Annotated in this window: 12 protein-coding genes, 1 tRNA gene and 1 pseudogene; 13 read left to right on the top strand and 1 reads right to left on the bottom strand. The window is 49.4% G+C overall.

What is annotated here, in order from left to right; translation table 11 throughout:
* From pheS to CFE47_RS12280, 12 genes are all read left to right on the top strand, one after another.
* Positions 1–998: phenylalanine--tRNA ligase subunit alpha (gene pheS / locus CFE47_RS12340; protein WP_286837360.1), on the top strand; the 998-nt coding region annotated here is incomplete at its 5' end.
* Between the two features lie 26 nt (positions 999–1,024).
* Entirely contained in the window at positions 1,025–3,403 is a 2,379-nt protein-coding gene (gene pheT / locus CFE47_RS12335; RefSeq protein WP_286837357.1) for a phenylalanine--tRNA ligase subunit beta, read from the top strand.
* 3 nt (positions 3,404–3,406) lie between these two features.
* Positions 3,407–3,709, top strand: a complete 303-nt coding sequence (ihfA, locus tag CFE47_RS12330; protein WP_002553164.1) for an integration host factor subunit alpha — start codon at positions 3,407–3,409, stop codon at positions 3,707–3,709.
* The gene (locus CFE47_RS12325; protein WP_003174972.1) at positions 3,690–4,046 is read left to right on the top strand and encodes a MerR family transcriptional regulator; all 357 of its coding nucleotides are present in this window, start codon (positions 3,690–3,692) and stop codon (positions 4,044–4,046) included. The genes ihfA and CFE47_RS12325 overlap by 20 nt, the downstream gene beginning before the upstream one ends.
* A gap of 90 nt (positions 4,047–4,136) precedes the next feature.
* Positions 4,137–4,213, top strand: a tRNA-Pro gene (locus CFE47_RS12320).
* A 401-nt stretch (positions 4,214–4,614) separates the two neighbouring features.
* Complete coding sequence (locus CFE47_RS12315) at positions 4,615–6,372, top strand: hypothetical protein (RefSeq protein ID WP_286837355.1); 1,758 nt, start codon at positions 4,615–4,617, stop codon at positions 6,370–6,372.
* Positions 6,373–7,158: 786 nt separating this feature from the next.
* Positions 7,159–8,382 (top strand): HsdM family class I SAM-dependent methyltransferase, encoded by a 1,224-nt coding sequence (locus CFE47_RS12305; protein ID WP_286837353.1) that lies wholly within the window; start codon positions 7,159–7,161, stop codon positions 8,380–8,382.
* On the top strand, positions 8,382–10,103 hold the full coding sequence (locus CFE47_RS12300) for an ORC-CDC6 family AAA ATPase (protein WP_286837351.1): 1,722 nt from the start codon (positions 8,382–8,384) through the stop codon (positions 10,101–10,103). The genes CFE47_RS12305 and CFE47_RS12300 overlap by 1 nt, the downstream gene beginning before the upstream one ends.
* A gap of 61 nt (positions 10,104–10,164) precedes the next feature.
* On the top strand, positions 10,165–11,148 hold the full coding sequence (locus tag CFE47_RS12295; protein WP_286837349.1) for a hypothetical protein: 984 nt from the start codon (positions 10,165–10,167) through the stop codon (positions 11,146–11,148).
* Positions 11,149–11,273: 125 nt separating this feature from the next.
* On the top strand, positions 11,274–12,191 hold the full coding sequence (locus CFE47_RS12290) for a phosphoribosyltransferase-like protein (protein WP_286837347.1): 918 nt from the start codon (positions 11,274–11,276) through the stop codon (positions 12,189–12,191).
* Positions 12,192–12,194: 3 nt separating this feature from the next.
* Positions 12,195–14,201 (top strand): ORC-CDC6 family AAA ATPase, encoded by a 2,007-nt coding sequence (locus CFE47_RS12285; protein ID WP_286837345.1) that lies wholly within the window; start codon positions 12,195–12,197, stop codon positions 14,199–14,201.
* 2 nt (positions 14,202–14,203) lie between these two features.
* Complete coding sequence (locus CFE47_RS12280) at positions 14,204–15,124, top strand: hypothetical protein (RefSeq protein ID WP_286837343.1); 921 nt, start codon at positions 14,204–14,206, stop codon at positions 15,122–15,124.
* 5 nt (positions 15,125–15,129) lie between these two features.
* Here CFE47_RS12280 and mobH read toward each other — a convergent pair.
* Positions 15,130–16,845: pseudogene (gene mobH, locus CFE47_RS12275) on the bottom strand (MobH family relaxase); the annotation flags it as partial.
* Positions 16,846–17,069: 224 nt separating this feature from the next.
* Between mobH and CFE47_RS12270 the strand changes: the two are divergent.
* Positions 17,070–17,267, top strand: a complete 198-nt coding sequence (locus CFE47_RS12270; RefSeq protein WP_174395415.1) for a DUF7740 domain-containing protein — start codon at positions 17,070–17,072, stop codon at positions 17,265–17,267.
* The last annotated feature ends 4 nt before the right edge of the window (positions 17,268–17,271 follow it).

Below are 17,271 nucleotides of genomic sequence, written 5' to 3'. Positions count from 1 at the left end.
TCGTCGCTCAAGCTCTTGAGGCTGTGCAAAGCGCTGAAGATATCAATGCCCTGGAGCAAATCCGGGTTCACTACCTTGGCAAAAAGGGTGAATTGACTCAGGTGATGAAGACCCTGGGGAATTTGCCGGCTGAAGAGCGTCCGCAGGTCGGTGCGCTGATCAACGTCGCCAAGGAGCGTGTCACAGAGGTTCTCAATGCGCGCAAGGCAACGATGGAGGAGGCTGATCTTGCGGCCAAACTCGCTGCCGAGTCCATTGACGTAACCCTGCCTGGCCGTGGCCAGGCCTCGGGCGGCCTGCATCCGATCACCCGGACTCTGGAACGTATCGAGCAGTTCTTCACCCATATTGGCTACGGCATTGCCGAAGGCCCTGAGGTCGAAGACGACTATCACAACTTCGAGGCGCTCAACATCCCAGGCCATCACCCGGCCCGGTCGATGCACGACACCTTCTATTTCAACGCGAACATGCTGTTGCGCACCCATACCTCGCCGGTACAGGTCCGCACCATGGAAGCGAACAAGCCGCCGATCCGCATCGTTTGCCCAGGCCGTGTGTACCGTAGCGACTCCGATATCACCCACTCGCCGATGTTCCACCAGGTCGAAGGCCTGCTGGTTGATCGCGATATCAACTTCGCCGACCTGAAAGGCACCATCGAAGAATTCCTGCGGGTGTTCTTCGAAAAAGAGCTGGCGGTGCGGTTCCGTCCATCGTTCTTCCCGTTCACCGAGCCTTCCGCTGAAGTCGACATGGAATGCGTGATGTGCAGCGGTAAAGGCTGCCGCGTCTGCAAGCAGACCGGCTGGTTGGAAGTGATGGGCTGCGGCATGGTTCACCCTAACGTGCTGCGCATGTCCGGGATCGATCCAGAAGAGTTCTCGGGCTTTGCCTTCGGCATGGGCGTTGAGCGTCTGGCCATGCTGCGTTACGGCGTGAACGACTTGCGTCTGTTCTTCGACAACGACTTGCGGTTCCTCGCGCAATTTCGCTAGTCGTAACGAATCTTTAGGAGAGCAGGATGAAATTCAGTGAACAATGGCTGCGTGGCTGGGTAAGCCCGCAGGTAGATCGCGACGAGCTGGTTGCTCGTCTGTCGATGGCCGGTCTTGAGGTCGATAGCGTTACGCCGGCCGCCGGCGTTTTCAGCGGCGTAGTAGTGGGCGAGGTGCTGAGCACCGAGCAACACCCGGACGCCGACAAATTGCGTGTGTGCCAAGTCAGCAATGGCGCGGAGACCTTCCAGGTCGTGTGCGGAGCGCCTAACGTGCGCCCGGGCCTGAAGATCCCATTCGCCATGATCGGCGCCGAGCTGCCAGGTGACTTCAAGATCAAGAAGGCCAAGCTGCGTGGTGTTGAGTCCAACGGCATGCTGTGCTCCCAGGCTGAACTGCAAGTAGGCGAGGGCAATGATGGCCTGATGGAGCTGCCGGCCGACGCACCAGTGGGCCAGGACATCCGCGTTTACCTGGAACTGGAAGACGCCAGCATAGAGGTCGACCTGACCCCGAACCGCGGCGACTGCTTGTCCCTGGCTGGCTTGGCCCGTGAAGTGGGCGCGCTGTACAACGCGCCGGTCACCCGTCCAGTAGTTGCCGCTGTGCCAGCCGTGCACGACGAAGTGCGCCCGATCGAAGTCATCGCACCAAACGCCTGCCCGCGCTACCTGGGCCGTGTTATCCGTAATGTCGACCTGTCCAAGCCAACGCCGCTGTGGATGGTCGAGCGCCTGCGTCGCGCTGATGTGCGTAGCATCGATGCTGCCGTCGACATCACCAACTACGTAATGTTGGAGCTGGGCCAACCGTTGCACGCATTCGATCTCGCCGAAATCAACGGCGGCATCCGCGTGCGTATGGCTGAAGAAGGCGAGAAGCTGGTGCTGCTCGATGGCCAGGAAGTCAGCCTGCGTGCCGACACCTTGGTGATCGCCGACCATTCCCGCGCCCTGGCGATTGCCGGCGTGATGGGTGGCGAACACAGTGGCGTGTCCGCTACCACTCGCGATGTATTTCTTGAAAGCGCCTTCTTCGACCAGATCGCCATCGCCGGCAAGGCTCGTTCCTACGGCCTGCACACCGATGCCTCGCACCGCTACGAGCGTGGCGTGGACTGGAAGCTGGCCCGTGAAGCCATGGAGCGCGCCACTGGCCTGCTGTTGGAAATCACCGGCGGCGAAGCCGGCCCGATTACCGAGACCGTCAACGAACAGTACCTGCCGTCCGTTGCGCCGATCACGTTGCGTGCCAAAAGCGTCGAGCAAATGCTTGGCCTGGTGATCGCACCTGCCGAAATTGAGCAGTACCTGTCGGCTCTTGGCTTGGTTATTACCAAGGGTGAGGAAGGGCAGTGGAACGTCGCGGTGCCAAGCCATCGTTTCGATATCAGCCTGGAAGTCGACCTGATCGAAGAACTGGCCCGTCTGTACGGTTACAACCGCCTGCCGGTTCGTTACCCGCAAGCCCGCCTGGCGCCGCAACCGAAGGCCGAGGCGCGTGCGCATTTGCCTGAGCTGCGTCGACTGCTGGTTGCCCGTGGTTATCAGGAAGCGGTGACCTACAGCTTCATCGATCCCAAGCAGTTCGAGCTGTTCAACCCAGGCGTCGAGCCGCTGTTGCTGGCCAATCCGATCTCCAACGACATGGCAGCCATGCGTTCGTCCCTGTGGCCAGGCCTGGTGAAAGCACTTTCCCACAACCTGAACCGTCAGCAAGACCGCGTGCGCATGTTCGAAAGCGGCCTGCGTTTTGTCGGTCAGTTGGATGGCTTGAAGCAAGAGCCGATGCTGGCGGGCGTGGTGTGCGGTAGCCGTCTGCCGGAAGGTTGGGCGCAGGGTCGCGACGCCGTGGACTTCTTTGACGTCAAGGCTGACGTGGAAGCGGTATTGGGGTTTGCCGGTGCACTGGATGACTTCACCTTCCTGCCAGGCAGCCATCCGGCGCTGCACCCAGGCCAGACTGCACGCATTGAACGTGAAGGTCGGTTGGTTGGTTTCGTCGGTGCCATCCACCCAGAACTGTCGAAAACCCTCGGTCTTGACCGTCCGGTGTTCGTGTTCGAGTTGGTCCTGGCGGAAGTTGCTTCGGGCAAGATGCCGAAATTCAGCGAGTTGTCGCGCTTCCCTGAAGTGCGCCGCGACCTGGCGCTGATCGCCGACCGTGAAGTGGCCGCCACTGCCGTTCTGGATGTAATCCGTGAAAATGCAGGGGAATGGCTGACAGACCTCAGGCTATTTGACGTCTATCAGGGTAAAGGTATTGATCCGCATAGAAAAAGCCTTGCAGTTGGCTTGACCTGGCAGCATCCATCGCGCACTCTTAATGACGATGAGGTGAATACCACGACACAAAATATCCTCACCTCGCTCGAACAAAGGTTGAACGCCACGTTGAGGAAGTGACGTATGGGGGCTTTGACGAAAGCTGAGATGGCGGAACGTCTGTACGAAGAGTTGGGTCTGAACAAGCGCGAGGCCAAGGAATTGGTCGAGTTGTTCTTTGAAGAAATCAGACACGCTCTGGAAGACAACGAACAGGTCAAATTGTCCGGTTTCGGCAATTTTGACCTGCGAGACAAACGCCAGCGGCCTGGCCGCAATCCAAAAACGGGAGAAGAAATCCCGATCACGGCTCGCCGTGTGGTCACCTTTCGTCCAGGGCAGAAGTTGAAGGCCCGAGTTGAGGCTTATGCTGGAACCAAGTCATAACGACGAGCTACCCGTCATCCCAGGCAAACGCTACTTCACCATTGGTGAAGTTAGCGAGCTGTGTGCGGTAAAACCGCACGTACTGCGCTATTGGGAGCAGGAGTTTCCTCAACTCAACCCCGTCAAACGCACCGGGAACCGTCGGTATTATCAGCGCCAGGATGTGCTGATGATCCGACAGATCCGCGCGTTGTTGTACGACCAAGGGTTCACCATCAGCGGTGCGCGCCAGCGTATGTCCGGTGATGAAGCCAAAGACGACACCACCCAATACAAGCAATTGATCCGCCAGATGATCTCCGAACTCGAAGATGTGCTGGTGGTTTTGAAGAAATAATTCCGGCTTTTAAAATACTTCCACATTTCAAAAGCTTGCGGTATATTCCTGATCGCTTCGTTGCGAAGCAAACCCAGTAACACGCCTAGTCGGGGCGTAGCGCAGTCCGGTAGCGCACTAGCATGGGGTGCTAGGGGTCGAGTGTTCGAATCACTCCGTCCCGACCATATTTTTCAATGACTTAGCCCAATCTGAAAAGGTTGGGCTTTTTCATGCCTGAAAAAATACTCCCACATTTACTCCCACGAATGTCCTGGATCTGGGTGGCTGCGAGCTAGCGACAGCGTCGCCACCGCTTCGCGCCGGCTCTGGCCCCCCCCATCAATGCCAGGCAGCGCCTGGTGGGTAGTAAAGGCATATAAACGCTCAATACAAGATTGGGTAGAGAAGTATTCGCTGCTACCTGAATACACGGCGATATCGTTAATATCCTGTATGGAGCGAGCAGCTGCTGACGACTGACCAACTTGAGCTCAGCATATTAACTTACGCCAACTTCCACTTCTGGCTTTGGTTGAACCTTGGCGCGACGATGGAGTTGGCTTCGACATAGCAAGGACGCGTACAGATGATCGACTATCTCGCTGCATTCCCTATTCCAGCCAATCTGCTGCCGGAGCGATTGCGTTCGCTGCTACAGCCAAGCGCTACCGACCCCGCGCTTCGGGTGGAGGTCAGTTGTTTCACAGAAAATGACCCCTACGGACCAAACAGCGAGGCAGTGCATATGCTGATGGCTGTCGTTCCCGACGACGACCAAAACTCAGTTCCCATCCTTCACAGCGACCAAGGCCAGGTTGCACATTCGACCCCGGTGCTGCGTGGTAAGGGGAGTGAAAGAGACTTCGCGCCCAGTGTGAGCGGGAATGACTATATCGTCGCTTCCTGGGGTAGTGGTGCGTTCTATACCTATCACTTGGCAGAGAAGGTATGGATGGCGCTGGGGCTCACCCCACGTTGCTTGGGCAATGAACAGCAGCGGCTGGTATACGACGATTTAGAACTGCCGGAATTTGGCGTTGCAGAGGGCGAGATTTCAGCTCAATACCACTTTACGGCGTCTCGGAACATTCAATGGTTCATGTCCAATGAGTACTTGCGCAAGTACCTGTGGCTACGAGGCGGACGTGGTGTCCGCCACTTCTACTACAAGGCGATGCTTCAGGACGGACCGGAGTTACGCGCCTGGATGAAGGGCTGTACTTTTGTCGAGCTTGGAACGCCGGGGGATTGGCTCGAGGGCGATCTTCGTGAGGATCGTGACGGTTTGCTACTCCAGGTATGGGCGACGGTAGAAGCAGTTTCCTGCGAGCTATCCCCAGGGCAGAGTGCCGAAGGTCTCCGTTGGCCTGGTGTTGCAGGCGCAGTCACGCGCGACCGCGCCAACAGCATGATCGATGGAACCAGCGTCTATCTCGACGACAGATTTCTTGAACGATATGAGCAGAACAGCTTCTACGCCACTACACCGACCAATCTGCATGGTTTCTGGTGCTGCAATCCTTCCTACCTGGGACAGTGGGCCTTCACAGGCTGCGGGCGAGTTGGTCGCAACCTGATCAGGGTGCAGTTACGTGAGCTGTACAAGGGCAAGCCCGACCGAGAAATTCTGCATGCCTATACCCATGCGTTGGATTCAGGGATCATCGCTCAGCTCGATCTGAACGAAGAGCACATCGCCTCCAAGGTGGACAGGCTACTTGATCAACTGCTGGCTTTGGGAGAAAACCTGTCCAAGCTCGCGGGTGCCCTGGGCATAGAGAAGTCGGCCGAAGATCTGATTGGATTCTCTCGCGGCGAAGTAAGGGCCAATGGTTGGCTGCATTACCCACAGTTGGGAAAGCTTGCTCGGGTCGCGCCCTTAGCGATGAGCCAGCAAGCATTCCTTGCTCGGTGCAAATCCATTCATGAAATCTGGCAGAAACTACCCAATGGCATCCTTAAGCAAATTCTGCAAGCAGCCGGTGTCCCACGAAAGCAGATTGCTGACCGGGCCAGCTTGAAGTTGCTGCAGACACTACAGAACATCTTGGACCGTTTGGATGCAGATGAAGAGGCGACGGATGCATTCAAGAGCGATAGGGAACCTGAAGAGTGGGATGCCAGGAACCCAAGGATTGCAATGCTTTTCGTAACCAACGATCTTCGAATTGCTGACGCCCACGATACTGTGGGTGATTCCCTGCAGAAACTACAGGATCAAGGATTCGATACCGCGAGCTTGCATCACGGCTATGGTCGGGCGCTTGATTTCGTCATGGATGGCGTGGTCGATTCTTTCGCGGCAATCAATGGCCCATTACAACGCATTCTTGCTAGAGGTTGAAGGCAGAGGCTCCAGGGCGCCTCGGTTGCCGCTACCATACTTCATCAACGGCGCGAACAGCAGCGGGTAGTTCACCGGGTAAACCAAGAGATAGCCAGCGGCCTCCATCATGGTTCAGGGTGATCGCGCGAGCGCGCACTTTCCCCGGATCAATGTCGACGTGCGTCGCCCAACTCAGGACGCGCGCGTCATCCTACCAGCTGCCAACCATTTACACATCGAAGGGTGTCCTGGCCACCTGAAGCTCACGGGCCAGGGCGTCGCACGGTGCACAGCCATCCTTAACGAATAGCGCCACATGCCCGCAGCCCGTGACTGCCCGTGCCTCAGTCCCAGGCAAGTTCACGCGTGAGGCGTAGGGGAAAGGTATCATGTCAAATATCCTTAGCATGCTAAGGAGTGTGACTGGTTTAATCAGGTCTCTGTCTCCCGCCGGGTGTGGGCCAGGGAACGGCCTAAAGTGTGAGGATCTGAGCCTGCTCTGTACGTATATTCGTCTGATCTTATGAGGTTCGTCGGGCTGACGAGCAGTCGATTCGAATTGGAGATATTTTGTTAGTCGAGCGAGGGATGTGGGATGATTGGCCTCAACGGGAGGGTCCTTCAGCTGGACGATGGGTGTAACGTTCAGGATGTATCCTGCCTTCTGGCGCTAACATTGAGTGCCCAGACTTTTGAGGGCGCTCTCCTGTCATGAGACAATGCCTGCGAGACGACCTAGGCAATGTCTAACCAATGTTCCGAATAGCGGTAATCGTTTAAATACTCTAGAGATGTTAGAAAGGTATGAATATAGTTCCATTTACTTCTAGAGATAGCCTAGGTCGGTATTATACAGAAAACGACATAAGTAGTTTGCTAGTGTCCTTGATGGATACTGCTAAAGCCACAAATATATTGGATTTGGGCTGTGGTTTGGGAAGTCTGTCATTCGCTGCTTCTCAGCGTTGGAATGATGCAAAAATATTCTCTCTTGATATTGAAAGCAGACATCAGATCTTTAATTCTGAAGGTCAGAATAGGCATCATGTAGTCGGAGATGCATTGCTATTCAACCTTCCAAGTACACTTGGAATGAAGGAGGGGTCAATAGATCTTGCAGTATGTAATCCTCCTTATATAAAGCCTGATTGGCGGGATGAATTTCAGCAAGTTTCTGAGCAGATTGGAATATGCAAATACTCCTCGATTACAAAAATTTGTTCATCCGAAGTGTTGTTTTTGGCACAGATGATAAGAATGTTGAAAAATGGAGGTGAGGCAGGTGTTATACTGCCAGATGGAATATTTACAGCAGAAAAATTTTCAACTTTTAGAGAGTTCCTTTTAAAAGAGCATTGTGTGAAAAAAATAATACAATTGCCTCGAAAAATTTTTAAGCGAACTGAAGCTCAAACGCACATATTGATTTTTAATAAAACTTCTTGTGAAAGACAGAGTGAAGAAATAGAGCTCCGTACCATTCTGGAAACCGGAAAGCTCTCTCCGGCTATATCGATTTCCTCGGATGATGGTGTTCATCGGTTGGACTATAGCTATCACTCGCGGATGCAACGACATAAGGCAAACTCTTCATCTCGTAGCTTTGAGTTGCAAGCTATTGCGGAAATCAAGAGAGGAAAGCACTCCTCCGTACAAGTCAGAGATCTGGAGTGCGCGACTGTTCACACCACAGATTTAAGCGGCGTGCATTCAAAATATGAACTCTTGGGTGGCGTTGAGCTTTTGAGTTTGGACCCGACTAAGTTTTTAGTGGCGCGCCCTGGAGATATACTCATTGCGCGTGTAGGACGGAATTTTTTTCAAAAAATAGCTAAAGTAGTCTCAGGGTATGCAGTTGTTAGTGACTGTTTATTTATACTTCGGTCCGATGAAAAATATTCAAAAAAAATATTCAACTATATTAGTTCGAAAGGCGGACAGTTAAGATTATCTGAGTTGAGCTATGGTGTCGCAGCAGCTCAAATGTCCATGAAGCAACTTGCTCATCTAAAAATGGATTTGAAATAATGGCAAAACAACAGGTGGAAGTTGAAGAGCTTACGTCTTTTTTAGAAGAGCGTGCGGATTATCTCGAAGAGGACGAGCTTTTAGCGTGTACTGTGCAGGATGGCGATTTTTACAAGAGTATTTATGCCGCGCTGATTTCTCGGGGAACGAAATTGATTGTAGGTCCCCGAGGTTGTGGAAAAACGCATTTAATGCGTTATGTTTGGACTAAGTGTAAGGGGGATGAGTCGTTACCCTTAGCTATTTATATATCGTTCAATAAGTATTTTCGGCTCGAACCCTTGCTAAAGTCGAAGCCTAACGCAATTGCACTCTTTAATACTTGGGTGCTAGCCAAAATACTTATTGCAGCTCATGAAGTGGCATGTGATATCGAGGATGATCAAGAACTCGATTTGAGCTCGATCCTGTTTGCAACAAAGCAAGATCTAGAAAGCATTGTTGAACGGCTAGAGCAAAGCTTGTCACCCACATCCGATTTGGAATTTCTAGTAGAAAGAATAAGTGTTTCAGGAGTAACAAGCGCGCTCCATTCTTTGACGGAGTGGCTAGAGAGAAAACGGATAGTTGTTTTACTTGACGATGCTGCAATAACCTTAACGCCCGAATATCTTTACGAGTTTTTTGATATTGTCAGGACACTAAAAACGTCCCGTATATCCCCAAAGGCATCGGTGTATCCAGGAACTACTGAATATGGCCCAAAGTTTCACGTGGCACATGAAGCCGAAAGTGTTGACGCTTGGCTTTCAATTGAGGCAGACAATTACGCTTTAGTGTTGGGTGCGATTGCACAAAAACGATTCAATGAGTATGAGAAAATACCGGATGATATTTCTCAACTCCTAAAGTATGCGGCTTTCGGAATACCTCGAGCTTATTTGATGATGCTCCGAGAGTATCATTCTGATAATTCGCGAAGTTCACAGCAGAAATTTAATAAGCTCATTGAAAAATATACAAGTGTTCGCTTGAGTGAGTATAGGTCTCTAGTAAGTAAATTGCCTCGCTTGGAAAGCATTATTGATACAGGCGAGGCGACGCTTAATAAAATCGTTGAGTTAATAAAAGACGCTAACTCGCCGACTAAAAAAACTATTCAAAAGCAAATTATCGTTGGGATAGAGGAGGAAGAGAATCCTCTATTCAATAGAATGATTAGCCTGCTTGTCGAGGTTGGTCTACTTTTGAAGCTCCCAAATGTCTCACACGGAGAGGATAGGTCATATGAGCGGTATATCCCCCATTTGGCTTTATTGATTAGAAATCGCGTATTCAGCCAAGGCTTACATGGGTTCTCTCCTCAACATATGATTGAGTTCATAGGGCGAAAAAATGTTAAGCACCCTGTTCGACGGACTTCTAAAACTCTTCTTGGAGAAGATTTACTTCAGAAGCTCCAGCTTACATTACCACCTTGTCGAAAGTGTAATGCTATCCGATTGACTGACACGCAACGCTTTTGCCATCAGTGTGGTAGTTTGCTTGTTGATGAGTCAACATTCAATAAGTGTATGGCATTAGAGTTATCGAATCTTCCAAGGCTCACATCATGGCAAAGCAAAGTCATCACTGGTTTAGATGGAGCTAAAACTGTTGGGGATATTCTTTCTATGCAAGATCCTGGAACTGAGTTAAGGAAGCTACGCAGGGTCGGGCGTAAAACCGCCGATAAAATCATTAGTAATGTACTCCTTTACGTTGATGAGTTTTTATCGTGAGCGTGAGAACCTTATGCTGGCTGTTGTGAAGTTTATGGATTTGCACCCGAAGGAATGAGCGATGAGTCTGCGAAGAAAGCCAGAAAGTGTGTTGCTAGAAGGGGCGATCGCGTCGGAAAGTGCAGCAGAAATAGCGTCAAAAGAATTTTTTGAACTATGTAAGCTAGAAGCCATAACGTCAGCATTTGAGACGAGTAGTAAGTTTGATGTCGACCATAGTGATAATAATTTATCACCCATTGATCTATTTATAACGAATACTAAGCAGCTGAATAAGTTGGTTACTGGTGACTATACTCCTGTGCTGGGTAATTTAATTTTACTTGGCTATGTTTCCGCCGCTGAAAGTTATATTCGAGCGCTGATACGAAAATTGATTCACTGTGATGAGTATATATCGGCACTTGTCTCTGAAAAAAGCGTATCGTACGCGGCAGCTTTACATCATAAAAAAGAAATTCTGCCAGAGGCTCTTCTAGAGGATTTTTCTCTGGCGAGTCCTTATAATGTTTTTGAAACTCTCAAAGAACTAATAGGGATGAAGGGTAATCGCCCAAACCCGTTGATTCTTCCATCTCAAGAATTTAAGAAGGTTTGTGAGCTTCGTCACTGTTGCGTGCATCGATTTGGCAAATTAGGGTCAAAGAATGCAATCCGTCTCGGATTGGCGACCCATACTAAGTCGCTAGAGAAACCGATTTTATTGTTGGCAGAAGATGTGGATAAAATCGCATTTATAGTCGATAACTTTGTGCGATCAATTAATAATTATGTGTTTAAGTTCTTGCTTGAGCGGTCTGTGAAAAATAAAGATGACTCAGGTGGCGTATGCTATGAAGTTGAATGGCTTTGGGTGTATGCGAAGGATAAGAAAAGGTTCAACAAATATTATAAAATTTTCAGTTCTAAAGAAGATGTTTACAAGTCAATGACGCTCCGAGCGGCCTACGAAAAGTTTTGTTCCGCATTGAAACCCGAAATTCCGAATTTACCCGAACGCAAAGCAAAAGTGCAGAAAAAAAATCCTGCGCAAGGCGCTCAGTAATGTACAAATGGGTTGCCCATTGTGAGAGTCAAGCTTTGCGGTTTAGATAAAAGCTCTTGCTTTCTAATTCCAGGTCCACTATAGGTCTGACTTGGATTCAAAGTGTCTCAAGAGAGGGAGAGGCAATGTCATTCGAAATTCCCCCAGGGAAAGAGCGGTTTTTCAGTGATACAAAGCAAAAAATTGAGTCGCTTATCCGTAAAAATATTCTTTCTGGAGTAAAACACTATGAGCTGCAAGGCTGGTTAAATAATTTCTCAAGCCAACGCGCGCTTTATCTAGCAGCACACCTTCTTGATGCATTCATATATAGATCTCCTGACATGCTAAAAAGCATGAGGCGACATATGCTAGAAATGCAGCTGGCATCTGCTTTACAGCGTTCTGGATATAAAGTACCTGTAACTGTAGATGACTTTCTAAAAGGGTTGCGGGAAGGTAACCATAAATTGCCAATCAGGTTTGTTTCTGTAGATGGTGGATTTGATAAAACTCCTGGTAAAAGCGGCGCGGCTTTGCTTAGGAACTTCAGAGAAGATGGATTGATAAACAAAGGCATAACGATTCGACCAGAGGATGTGGCTAAGTTACCGAAACATGTCGAATGGTTGGTGCTGGTTGATGATTTTGTAGGTACTGGAAAGCAAGCAGAAAAGTTTTTTAAATATTATGGTGTAGAGCAATGGGCTGTAAGTCGTAACGTGATTTTGCTTTCATTTATGGCGCATTCAGCGGGTGTAAGTAAAATTGCAAAAGATTGTTCTTATGTTGATTTTGACTGTGCAGAGATTTTATCCGCATCTCATGGGTTTTTTGCACCAATGTCGGGTGGCATGATGTGGGGTAGGGATGAGTATAATAGTATTAAGGATGTAAAAGATTTTTATTATAGTGAAGTGTTGTTGTCAAAGGATGTAGTTCTAAAACAATCTGAGTTTGATTTGGATTTGACAGTAGCTTTCAATAGAACTATACCGAACAATACGCTGGCTGCCTACTGGACATCCAAAGGACAATGGTGTCCGCTGATTAATCGGGGCTAAGTAATGGACAAAAATATTGTTGATGCTTTTCTGCGTAATAGAGCTGAATTATTACCAGATGATGTTTGGGGGCAGTTCATTGTTCCGCATTTTTTCTCATCGTTAAGTATTTTTAAAGAAAAAAAAGCAGTGAAAATTGAAGGCGGGCGTGGTTGCGGAAAGACCATGTTAATGCGTTATTTATGTCATCCTAGTGTGTTCAGTGCAAATAGAGCCAGTGTTCCGGACCAGTCGCTGAAGTTCATAGGTCTTTACTGGAAGCCTGACATCCGGTTTTGCAAGTTGTTAACAAGTGCTTGGTTGGGTGATGATGCAGACATTGTTTTTTCTTATTATTTTGCCCTGTGTGTTTTGGGAGAACTGGAAAAAAGTTTACTGAGTATTTCCCGTGCTTCGCTAGAATCGGGTGTGTTGGATGTGAGACATACAAAGATTCCAGTTGCCGCAAAGCGGTACTTAGGCAATGGTGTTGAAACTTTTTATGATATTCGCGAGTTTGTAGAAGAAAAGCTCGCCGAGTTTGAGTTGTGGGTTCAAAATCCCTCTCTTAGTCGGCCGGTGATGTTTAATTTCAAAAACGTATTTAAGAGCTTGATAAGTGCTGTCTCCTCAAGCGATCCCCGGCTTGAAGGATGTTTTTTTAGGGTTTTTGTTGACGAGTTTGAAAATCTTCAGGATGCGCAACAAGTAATTATTAACGATTATGTCAAACAGCCGGATGATCAATACTGCATTAATTTTTCTGTTCGCTCTCACGCAATTTCCGAGTTTTTGACTAGTACGCAAGAGCAGTTAATAGAACCGCATGACTACAGAACTATTAACATTGAACTAGAGTTGGGTCGAAGTGATCAAGGCTTTGATTTGCTAGCTGCAGAGGTGATGCTGCTGCGGTTACAGAACGAAGGATATGAACTGTCACTTGGCGATTTCAATAAAGAGTCTTTGTTTGATCCAGGGCATATTGAAGCCAGAAATACCGATGCTTACAAGGCAGCGGTTTTGGGACGAGCCAAGCAGATATTCCCTCAACTGTCTGTTCGAGATGTGGCTAATCTTTCTGTTTCAGACAAAGCATTGAAAAATAGGATTGTCACTACTATCAGAAAGGCTCTAGTGAAGCGAGGGGATGAAGGTGTTCCTGTTGAGCTGTTCTTTGATGGTGTTACTCCAGATGTTACCGTTGTATCTGCTAGCATCCTAAGTCGCAACTCAGCATCGACTGTGGTTATTTTGGAAGAGTTGCAAAAAACGAAAAATGATGAGACGAGAGGATTAAGTCTTTTTTGTAAAGATGGTGGCTGGGTTGAAAATACATTGTTTGGTTCTTTGCTCTATTTGTATAAAGGCCTCCCACAAAAAGACTGTCTCTTGTATGCCGGGTTCGGGAGGTTTTGTGGGCTTTCAAAACCTAACTTGCGGTATTTTCAAGAGCTTTGCCATAAGACCTTACTAGAGGCAAATGCTAATGGTGAGATGTCAGACTCATCAGCTCTGGTCATAACGTCGAAAACTCAAGCGTCAGCGGCATTTGCGGTGAGTAGCAAATTGCTTGATGAAGTAGAGCGAGCAGGGACAAGCGGGAAAAAGCTACACAGCATGATTATGCGTCTCGGTAGTATATTTGAATCTGCTCAGAGACGACCTAGTCAGAGCGAGCCCGAGATAAATCACTTTTCCATTAATGATAGCCAACGAGTTGCGTTAGATAGTGAGGTGATTTCTCTAATTAAGGATGGGCTTATGTGGTCTGTGTTGTATGAGACATCTGATACTAAAAATAAAAGTGATTATGACATAATGCAAAATGATTATGTTCCGAATCCTATTTTTGCTCCCTATTTTGGAATAAGTTATAGAAAAAAACGCAAGCTTTCACTCTCTGCTAGCGAAGTTAACACTCTATATGTTGGTTCTGGAGAGCAGTTCAAGGCCCTTCTCAAAGATTACGTGGATAAATGGGAAGAGCCGACTGAGACAGAGATCGGAATAAACTATAAGTTGTTTTAATTATGATGAATTTTAGTTGGGTTTCAGTGTGTGCAGATGATGCTTTCAAAAGTGCATCATACGATGTGGCATTTGTCGGTGCGGTCGTAGATGATCGGGGGGCTCACTGCCTGTCGATAGCGACTAGAGCTGCGACTAAAACGTTAAGTGTTAGCTATGTCCCCTCGGAGTATAAAATTAACATTGATGGGCGAAGCTGGAGAGCGAATGAGGTAGAAAATATTGCGCTAGAGTTTCCGGCTAAAAATATTCTTTTTGATGCCACTACTTTAGATTTTCCTGATCTGCTACTTATAATTCGGGGGTATTTGTTGCAAGGGGAAAAGGTTCGGTTCTATTTTCTCTATGCCGAGCCCCACACTTATAATAGCGCTACCGGTTCTGGAACTAGGCATGAATTTCAGTTGAGTGATAGCTATGCGTCGGATTACTATCCTATTCCGGGGTTTATAAATTTACAAACAAATCCAAATAGTGTGGGGAGTGTCACTGTTTTTGTCGGTTTTGAAGGTGCGCGGTTACGCAATTTGATAGCTGATTCAGAACCTGAGGTTTTGAAGCGGTTTAATATTGTTTTTGGTATTCCGCCATTTAAAACAGAATGGGAAACTCATTCTTTGATGGAGAATGCGTCAATTCTGTTGGATCAGCAGGTCGAAGAAATTCTTTATGCAGGTGCTAATAATCCATACTCATGCTATGAAGTATTGTTGATGCTTTATAAAGCTAGGGATTATAGTTCTTCATTTGAAGTCGCTCCGCTTGGCACTAAGCCTGCAGCAATTGCCGCGGCTTTGTTTGCGGCTGAAAATCGTGGTGTTTCCGTTAGATATGATTATCCACGTCGCTCTCAGGGGAGATCCAGCGGTGTGGGTAAAGTGCACCTTTTTACTGCGTGGTGTGATGGTGACGTGGGGGGGTAGTCATTTTCAAATGACAGATAAGAATTATCGTTGGGGCACTCATCAAAAATTATTTTTGTGTCTTCTATCAAATAACCTTTAAGTTTCGAGGATTTCCTAGGTCCTTGAATTTTACAGCTCCAAATATTTAGTCCGTTATCGCGTTTTTTATGTATTTTTAAACTTTCGAATTGCTTCTGCACCCAACGCCATTCTTCAATCTCTTGAGTGGCACCATTGGCGATGCCAGGAAACTCCTGGACATATCGTTGGAAGAGGCCAGGTGTTACCAGAAACACAGTACCGCTCACTGTATGGATTTTGGCCTTGCTGTCATTGATGATCAGCTTGTGACTCAGGATGCCTTCCTTGACCCAATTCAGGAATGCCTGACCAGGGTTATACGATGAGGTATTTGAGATTTCGAGCGCGCTTGCGGACGGTGCATCACTGGCCTCAGACTTCTCTAACTCGAACATATCCAGCAATGTGTCTAGGTAGTCGGCATCCTCCATAGCAAGTGGATCGGGTTGCGATGGGCTTTGACGAGATCCTGTACTGACAGTCTTAGGCGCTGGTGGTGATTCCGAAGCGTCAGTCGAATGGTCATCGGCTGCAACGCTCACCGTTCCGCTGAAAGCCTCAGGGCGGACTTCGTTCCCCCAGATCAACGCCGGTTGAAGGCGCAGAAAGGTAAAACTCTGCTGCCAGTTTCGCTGGGCGATAAGCGCGCTCCAGATGGCTTTGCCTTCCGGGGTGGACTCGACCAGACCATGAGACTGCAGCTCGTCGAACACAGCGATATTGGACGAGGGAATACCTTCGATCGACTGCGACAGCAGATAGGCTCGCAGCTTGTCGGTGACCGTCTTACTGACCAGCCACAGGGCGTCCTGGGTCAGCCATCCCGCGGCACCTGGCTGGTTGAGTTTCAGCTCGTGTTGAACCAGATGCCGCAGTCCGGCGATCAAGTGATGTTGCAGCGAATGAATCGGTGCTTGCAGCGCCTTGCTCGGGTTACCACCGATGTTCTGTGCGGTGGAAACACGGTCGGCCTGCATCACCAACTCACCGAGCACGCCGGCACGTTCGTACTGGCCCGCCAGGACATACAGCAGACTGGCCCACAGCGACGGAAATCCACTGAGCCAATCGAGGATTGGGCGATCGAGAATTTGGGTGTAGAGCAAGCCTGCGGCGGCGCCGTGCAGGTGGTAGTCACGGCCCTTGAGGTAACGAAAACGGTAGGGCTGATCCAGGGAACCCTGCCAAGGATGCCAAACACGGCCATCCTGGCGTTCGACCAGCAGGTCCACGGCGATCTTGCCGATGTCATGCAGCAGGGCGCCATAGGCGATGCCAGCCGACCAGGCATCGGTCTGGGCGGCTTGGTCTTCGGGCGCCGCACCGGTCGGAAGCAGGTACGACTGACGCAGTTTTAAACTGCAAGCGACCAGCTCCAGACCATGGTCGAGCATGCCGCCGAGATACGCATGGTGGTGCGTCTCGCTGGCCGGGAGTTGCTGGACCCGTTCGGCGTAGCGATGGATTGGATTTAAATAGAGTTGGATGAACTGCGCGTGGGAGAGGGCGGTGTACTGCCAGATGCGATCGAGCAGCTGGCGGCGGTGTTCCGCGGCTAACAAACTGTGGGCCGACTCGATGGGCAGGTAACCTTCGGCGACGCTCACGGTCGGTGGTGGAGGAGGCTTCTGCCTTTTGTGGCGAAACAGACTGAGCATCAGGACCTCCGGGAAATGGTTGGGTCAGTGGCCTTTTAGCCTTTTCGGATAGGGCTCTTACCCTTGACTTCCCATTCCCTTACAACCCTTACCTATCCTTTTGGTGCGTGTCCTTTTGTGCGGCAATCGGAATATTGATACGGCTAGACATCGCTTTGTTGAAGGGCTGGTACGGAAAAGACAAGAGTCGGTACACTGCGGTGCGAATTTTCTCGGGGCTTGCCATGAATCTGACAGACGCCACGCTGGTGTTGCTGCTTGCAGCACGTATCCATGGGACAGACGAAGCCGTCAGAGCCTCGGCGAAGAGCGTGGTCAAGAAGTTGCCGCGCAGTAAGCGCGATCTGATCTACAAGGTGATCGACAGCCGGAGTCCCCTCGAGCTGCTGGATTTTCTGGCGCAGAACCTGGATGCGGAATGACAGG

The sequence above is a fragment of the Pseudomonas sp. PGPPP1 genome, from assembly GCF_002255865.1.
In the GTDB taxonomy this organism is placed as follows: Bacteria; Pseudomonadota; Gammaproteobacteria; order Pseudomonadales; family Pseudomonadaceae; genus Aquipseudomonas; species Aquipseudomonas cremoris.
The sequence above is the reverse complement of the archived record's forward strand: the minus strand, read 5'-3'. Positions and strand labels throughout refer to the sequence as shown.

Excerpts from the sequence above, each read along its gene's own strand:
- pheT (WP_286837357.1), top strand. The coding sequence starts at position 1,025 with ATGAAATTCAGTGAACAATGGCTGCGTGGCTGGGTAAGCCCGCAGGTA.
- ihfA (WP_002553164.1), top strand. The coding sequence starts at position 3,407 with ATGGGGGCTTTGACGAAAGCTGAGATGGCGGAACGTCTGTACGAAGAG.
- CFE47_RS12325 (WP_003174972.1), top strand. The coding sequence starts at position 3,690 with ATGCTGGAACCAAGTCATAACGACGAGCTACCCGTCATCCCAGGCAAA.
- CFE47_RS12315 (WP_286837355.1), top strand. The coding sequence starts at position 4,615 with ATGATCGACTATCTCGCTGCATTCCCTATTCCAGCCAATCTGCTGCCG.
- CFE47_RS12305 (WP_286837353.1), top strand. The coding sequence starts at position 7,159 with ATGAATATAGTTCCATTTACTTCTAGAGATAGCCTAGGTCGGTATTAT.
- CFE47_RS12300 (WP_286837351.1), top strand. The coding sequence starts at position 8,382 with ATGGCAAAACAACAGGTGGAAGTTGAAGAGCTTACGTCTTTTTTAGAA.
- CFE47_RS12295 (WP_286837349.1), top strand. The coding sequence starts at position 10,165 with ATGAGTCTGCGAAGAAAGCCAGAAAGTGTGTTGCTAGAAGGGGCGATC.
- CFE47_RS12290 (WP_286837347.1), top strand. The coding sequence starts at position 11,274 with ATGTCATTCGAAATTCCCCCAGGGAAAGAGCGGTTTTTCAGTGATACA.
- CFE47_RS12285 (WP_286837345.1), top strand. The coding sequence starts at position 12,195 with ATGGACAAAAATATTGTTGATGCTTTTCTGCGTAATAGAGCTGAATTA.
- CFE47_RS12280 (WP_286837343.1), top strand. The coding sequence starts at position 14,204 with ATGATGAATTTTAGTTGGGTTTCAGTGTGTGCAGATGATGCTTTCAAA.
- CFE47_RS12270 (WP_174395415.1), top strand. The coding sequence starts at position 17,070 with ATGAATCTGACAGACGCCACGCTGGTGTTGCTGCTTGCAGCACGTATC.